Genomic DNA, 1,375 nt, shown 5'->3' on the forward strand with positions numbered 1-1,375 from the left:
GGTCTTGTAAACTAAACTGTGTAAGTAAAAGAGCGTACGACTTTTACTTCGCAGTTTAGTTTTTTTCTTGTTAAAATTATTTTAACTAACTGGGGGGATGATCGGTATGACCAAGAAAGATCGTAATGCTAAAGCTAATGATTTAGCGAAACAAATCTTAGAGAATTACCAACCTGAATCGGTACAAGATATGCAAGAAGCTTTAAAAGATATTTTTGGCCCTATGTTTGAATCAATGCTAAAGGGTGAATTGAATCACCATTTAGGTTACGAATCTAATAGTAAACAGAAGAAAGATACACCTAATAGACGTAATGGTTATGGGAAGAAAACTCTTCAAACAAGCTCAGGAGAAGTAGATATACAGGTGCCACGTGATCGAGATGGCTCTTTTGAGCCTCTATTGATTCCAAAACGAAAAAAGAATATTTCTGAAATGGAAGATAAAGTGATTGCCATGTATGCACGAGGAATGTCTCAGCGAGATATCTCCTCTACCATTGAGGAAATTTACGGTTTTTCTATTTCGCACGAGATGGTCTCCGACATCACGGACAGTATTATTCCTGAACTTGAAGAATGGCAGCTTCGTCCGTTGCACAGTTGTTACGCTTTTTTATTCGTTGACTGTATGTATACAACAATCCGAAATCATCATGAAACTAGGAAATATGCCGTCTATACTATCCTTGGTTATACGATGGAAGGAAAAAAAGACATTTTGGGAATATGGCTAAATGAAACAGAAAGTAAGCACAAGTGGATGCAAATCTTTGATGAAATTAAAGCCAGAGGTGTAGAAGATATCTTTTTCATTTCAATGGATGGAGTAAGTGGTTTAGAGGAAGGCGCAAAAGCCATTTTCCCTGAAGTATTGGTTCAACGTTGTATAGTACACTTAATTCGCAACTCTGTTCGTTATGTTCCAACTAAAGATTATCGATCATTTACTCAGTCACTGAAAACTTTGTATGGTGCCCCAAATTTGAAAACCTGCCAAAATGCTTTTGAGGTATTTGAAAAGCAATGGAATAAGTATCCTGGCGCTATTGAAGTTTGGAGAAGAAACTTCCACCATATAGAACAACTATTTGATTACGGCAGTGCGATTCGAAGAATCATGTACACCACAAATGCAGTAGAAAGTATCCACTCTAGCTTTAGAAAGGTCACCAAAAAAGGCGCCTTTCCCAACGATTATGCTTTATTAAAGCTGCTCTTTTTACGTATTAAAGAATTAGAGAAGAAATGGGAAAAGGGCTTCGTCCAAAATTGGCCACAAGTGATGAACCAATTATTAATCAATGATAATCTTAAGGGAAGAGCTGTTAAGTACCTCGATTAAGAAAACTTACACAGTTTATTTGACACACCC

Annotated in this window: 1 protein-coding gene; it reads left to right on the top strand. The window is 36.8% G+C overall.

Features of this window, described 5'->3' with window-relative positions; genetic code table 11:
- The first annotated feature begins 106 nt into the window (after positions 1 to 106).
- Complete coding sequence (locus HC179_RS09785) at positions 107 to 1,345, top strand: IS256 family transposase (RefSeq protein ID WP_168864167.1); 1,239 nt, start codon at positions 107 to 109, stop codon at positions 1,343 to 1,345.
- The last annotated feature ends 30 nt before the right edge of the window (positions 1,346 to 1,375 follow it).

Origin of the sequence: Bacillus sp. RO1 (genome assembly GCF_012524115.1) — a bacterium.
In the GTDB taxonomy this organism is placed as follows: Bacteria; Bacillota; Bacilli; order Bacillales; family Bacillaceae_I; genus Sutcliffiella_A.